Here is a 4,674-nt window from a genome sequence, read left to right as displayed (position 1 = left end):
TTTCGGCGTTTGAGTAAAGATTATGAGTTGTACACGACCAAAGCGCGAAGCGATGATCGGGAGGCTCGCTCATTCGTTTAATGACTCGCCGATTAGCTTCTTAAGCTTTTGTTTACAAATCAGCTCTAAATATTACCACTGGGCAATTAATTGTATCTGATGGAGCACAAGTTTCAGCTGCCACTGTTGGTGAAGGGGATGGGGGAAATTTGACTGTGGATGCCTCTGAATCTGTTCAACTGATTGGTACCTCAGCCGATGGCAGGATTTCCAGCGGCTTGTTTACTCAAACTGAAGGGATAGGAAATGCGCAAAATTTGAGTATTAACACTGGGCAATTAATTGTATCTGATGGAGCACAAGTTTCAGCTGGCACTTTTGGTGAAGGGAATGGGGGAGATTTGAATGTGAATACTTCCTCTACGGTTCAAGTGATTGGTACCTCAGCTGATGGTCGGCGTCTCAGTCGCTTGTCTACTCAAACTCAAGGGAAAGGAAAAGCGGGAGATCTCAATATTACCACTGGCAAGTTAATTGTCAAAGATGGAGCACAAGTTTCAGCTGCCACTTTTGGTCAAGGGGACGGGGGAAATGTGACTGTCAATGCCTCCTCTAGTGTTCAAATCATTGGTACTAGTACCTCAGCCGATGGTGAGTTTCCCAGCGGCTTGTTTACTCTAACTGAAGGCACAGGAAATGCCGGAGAGTTGTTGAATATTACCACTGACAAGTTAATAATCTCTGATGGAGCAGAAGTTAGTGCTAGAAGTTTTGAACAGAGAACTTCAGCCGGGCAGGTAAAGATTAATGCCAACTCTATCTTCCTTAACAACAATGGAATCATCGCAGCAGAAACAGCAGGAGATCAAGGCAATATTACTCTATTTTCCCGTAACATCCGACTCCTTAACGAAAGCAAGATTACTACTAACGCCCAAAATGCAACTGGCGGAAATATAACAATTAATACTGATACCTTAGTCGGTCTGGGAAATAGCGATATCACCGCTAATGCTGAAGAAGGCCCAGGAGGTAGTGTTGAGATTAATGCCCAAGGCATCTTTGGTTTAGAGTTTCGCGACCGTGAAACTCCAGACAATGACATCACTTCCACCTCCACTCTTGGCTCATCTTTCAGCGGTGAAGTAATCCTCAATATCTCCCAGGTAGACCCCACCTCAGGCTTAACCGAGTTGCCAGGAAGCCCGGTAGATGCAGAAGCGATCCTGGCCAATGACCTTTGTGGCTTTGAGAATAATCGGATTGCTGGGGGCAGTTCCTTTATCATTACTGGCAAAGGGGGTTTACCACCAACTCCAGAGAATCCAGTGATTAATGCCCACAGAACAGTGGGGTGGCGAACTCGTCCTGGCTTAGCCAGCACCAGCAGACAACGATTACAGCAGCAACCTTCAGTAACACAGCCTCAACCTCCCCAAGAAAAAAAAGTGATTATCGAAGCCCAAGGCTGGGTAACAGCAAAGGATGGCACGATTATTCTGACCGCCCATCCGTTTAGGGGTACTCCTGTTGATCAGATATTGCCCAATCTTGATTGCCATTCGGGAGTAGGGAGTAGGGAGTAGGGAGTAGGGAGTAGGGAATCGGGAATCGGTAGAACGGGCAAGATGCCAGTATCCTGCCTTGGGAATCGGTGGAACTGGCATCTTGCCAGTATCCCGCCTTGGGAATCGGTGGAACGGGCATCTTTTGTGGAACGGGCATCTTTTGTGGAACGGGCATCTTTTGTGGAACGGGCATCTTTTGTGGAACGGGCATCTTTTGTGGAACGGGCATCTTTTGTGGAACGGGCATCTTGCCCGTTACAATTATCCGGCAGGCAGGATGCCCACCCCACTGATATTCATCCCTCGATTCAGCAATGCCAAGAAAAGTTGCACCTGGCTGACAATACACGATCAGCCAGAGTTCAATGCAACTATCAACTCACAAAATCTAATAATAACAAAAACTGAGTTGACACTGATCTCTTTTAGATCTAGGTAGTCATGCTTTACTAGCAGATGGGTTGATCGGGTGCTCAGGTGCTCGGAAAAATTTGTATTAAGAGTAATTATGCGGAGATGATATAATTCCAGGTTGGGGGTTGTTTGATATTATGTCCGGATAATTAGTGATAAAAAACCTTCTGGGATTAAACCTTACTCCTTTACTTCAGCATAGCTGCTTTCTGCCTTCGATTCGGCGCAAGCGTGTAAGTATTCAACCGCACATGATATCACTTGCTGCCGACCACAGGTTTAAGAGCGCACAGGGTTCGGGCGCAAGGGAAGCGCCCCTAGAATTGATTGGTTTGACCCTCATGATCAGAAGTGATATAGTTTATTCCACTACTCGAATCAATCCACGGTTCAAACCGTCATAAATCTCTTGGACTAGGGTTTGCTCTTCTAGTGAAAGTGATGCCTTGGCTAGTAAAGCTGACATAAAGAGCTGTTGGTCAATGCGGGTAATTTGGCGCATATGAATAATACGCTTAGCTATGTGCTGCACTGGGAATTTGGGGAAGATCACTTGAGAGGGTTTCATGGGCTCCACATAATCTCTGTAATTTTAACTATCGGCAATTTTGAAGAGATAGTCTGTGAGAGAGAGTCCTAGCTAGTAGTGATTCGAGATCAAAATTTGTGGTGATGGGATAGGGGTTAACCTGTGATCTGAGTTACAACGATGGCAGACTAGTAGCCGATCAGCGTTGACGGTCGTGATATACAGCATGTTGATTCTAGGAGAAGAGAACGATCGGAGATGGGAAGCAGCAGACTAAAAAAGGAATAAATATCACTATAGTCCAATACTTAGATGCCTGGAACTGTCTAAAGGCTAATAATTTCGTATCTGAGAGCTTGATAGTTGTGGTTGGCACTGATGGTTCAAGGGCCAAGGCTGTCATAATTTGTTTACCCAAAACCCGTCCTAATCGTGGTGGTACAGCATTACCGACCTGTCGAAATCCATGCCATTTGGTCTGGTGGAAGCGAAACCAATCTGGAAATGAGTGCAGTCTAGCGGCCTCTCGCACCGAGATGACCCGTGGATAATCAGGATGAATGGGGCGAGGAGAGGTGTAGCGACCGTTTTTATAACCAGTACCTGCTCTTAGGGTATGGCATGGTTGATCCCAGTGTAAGCGTCGTAAGCGACTGGTAGTATCTACCTCGCCCATGGGTGTGTTTCTAAACCGCTCAATAGAGGCTTCCGTGTGCTGGGTTTGCAGGGAACTGGTCAATAGTTGAGGATTCCACTGGCGGGGATAGGCAAAGTTACCAGGCTCGGTGATTATATCCCTTAACTTTTCTACATAGGGCATGGCTAAAGCTTGGAGCAGGTCTAGCTGTTCTGGTGTTAGTTCAACACAATCGGTTTTCTGGAGTTCGGGAAAATCATCTAAGTTAGGCAAGTCTGCGATCGCATCCTTAACAGTTACCCATTGGTGAGAGCCTAGTTCTGAGTCAGGATAAGCCACTGGTGTTTCCCCAAGCCTAGAACCCAGTAAAAACAACCGCCGCCGTTTTTGAGGCACGCCAAAATCTGCTGCATTCAAGACCTTGACTGGCTCAGTTATGGTGTAGCCAGCTGCTTTAAACTCGCTGATTAGCTGCTCGAACAGGTCTTGGTATTTCTTCTGAGCTAAGCCTGGAACATTCTCCATCACAAAATAGCGTGGTTGGAGTTCTTTGACCAAACGGCAGAACTCAAACACTAAATTATTGCGTGCATCATCTACTTGACGCTTACCGATCAAGGAGAATCCCTGACAAGGGGGTCCACCAATCACTAGATCAATGACTAGATCAATGGTAGAAACCTTCGATGAAACCTCTGTACAGTCTTGATTACAGTCTTGGTTTTGCCCCCTTTCAGTTGCCCACTCCCTCAGGGCTTTCTGAATTTCCTGACCAGACAGGGTAGTAATGTCGGTACATAAAACCTTGGTTTGGGGGGAATTGAAGGCATACACTGCCCCATGAATTGGGTCTTGTTCAACGGCGAGGGCAACATCAAACCCCGCCTGCTCAATCCCTAGGGAGAAACCACCAGCACCAGCAAATAAATCAACGGCTAACGGTCGATGAGGGAAATTGGCCATGCCGTTTATGGTAATCTAATTTTATTGCGCTGCACGCTTCGGAACAGGGAACAGGGAATAGGTAATGAAAAAGCTTGTCACATCGCGCTGCATAGACAATAGGCCAATTAAATGGACACTTGCTTATCTATAATGGTTGATCAGTAAGAAAACACTATTGTCTACCATACCTTAGTTAGTGCTCTTTTTTACGATTCACATTAATGTCGCGACTAGTAATAGCAATCCGTTTAGGAATTGTGATAATTTTGATTCCATATTCCCTACTCCCTAAGGGTGGATCTCAATGGATGCAAAAACACTCATAAAAATAGAATTATAATATCATGTTGTAACAATTACCCTTAATAAAAATCTCCCCATCTCCCCATCTCCCCATCTCCCCATCTCCCCATCTCCCCATCTCCCTACTCCCTACTCCCTACTCCCTACTCCCCAGGGCTATTTCATTCTAAAAAGTTGCTTAAGCGTGTCTAGACCAAAAGAACAAAGTCGTTGAGCTTGTGCCATATTTTTAAACATTTGGTCACGGTATAAATTGAGTGTAAAATTACGAGCTATGG

The 4,674-nt window shown here is 45.6% G+C and carries 4 protein-coding genes; 1 reads left to right on the top strand and 3 read right to left on the bottom strand.

What is annotated here, in order from left to right; translation table 11 throughout:
* The first annotated feature begins 215 nt into the window (after positions 1 to 215).
* The gene (locus F6K49_RS35710) at positions 216 to 1,586 is read left to right on the top strand and encodes an S-layer family protein (RefSeq protein WP_293104401.1); all 1,371 of its coding nucleotides are present in this window, start codon (positions 216 to 218) and stop codon (positions 1,584 to 1,586) included.
* On the opposite strand, the gene F6K49_RS35705 is transcribed toward F6K49_RS35710, so the two are convergent.
* From F6K49_RS35705 to F6K49_RS35695, 3 genes are all read right to left on the bottom strand, one after another.
* The gene (locus tag F6K49_RS35705) at positions 1,535 to 1,858 is read right to left on the bottom strand and encodes a hypothetical protein (RefSeq protein WP_293104398.1); all 324 of its coding nucleotides are present in this window, start codon (positions 1,856 to 1,858) and stop codon (positions 1,535 to 1,537) included. The genes F6K49_RS35710 and F6K49_RS35705 overlap by 52 nt on opposite strands.
* Before the next feature lie 485 nt (positions 1,859 to 2,343).
* On the bottom strand, positions 2,344 to 2,550 hold the full coding sequence (locus F6K49_RS35700) for a hypothetical protein (RefSeq protein ID WP_293020159.1): 207 nt from the start codon (positions 2,548 to 2,550) through the stop codon (positions 2,344 to 2,346).
* Positions 2,551 to 2,746: 196 nt separating this feature from the next.
* Positions 2,747 to 4,111: a DNA cytosine methyltransferase gene (locus F6K49_RS35695; RefSeq protein WP_293104395.1), complete on the bottom strand. Its 1,365-nt coding sequence runs from the start codon at positions 4,109 to 4,111 to the stop codon at positions 2,747 to 2,749.
* Positions 4,112 to 4,674: the final 563 nt, after the last annotated feature.

It is taken from the genome of Moorena sp. SIO3I6 (assembly GCF_010672095.1).
This window is presented reverse-complemented; position numbering and strand designations above follow the sequence as displayed.

Coding starts and splice junctions, on each gene's coding strand:
- F6K49_RS35700 (WP_293020159.1), bottom strand. CDS start 2,550: ATGAAACCCTCTCAAGTGATCTTCCCCAAATTCCCAGTGCAGCACATA.
- F6K49_RS35695 (WP_293104395.1), bottom strand. CDS start 4,111: ATGGCCAATTTCCCTCATCGACCGTTAGCCGTTGATTTATTTGCTGGT.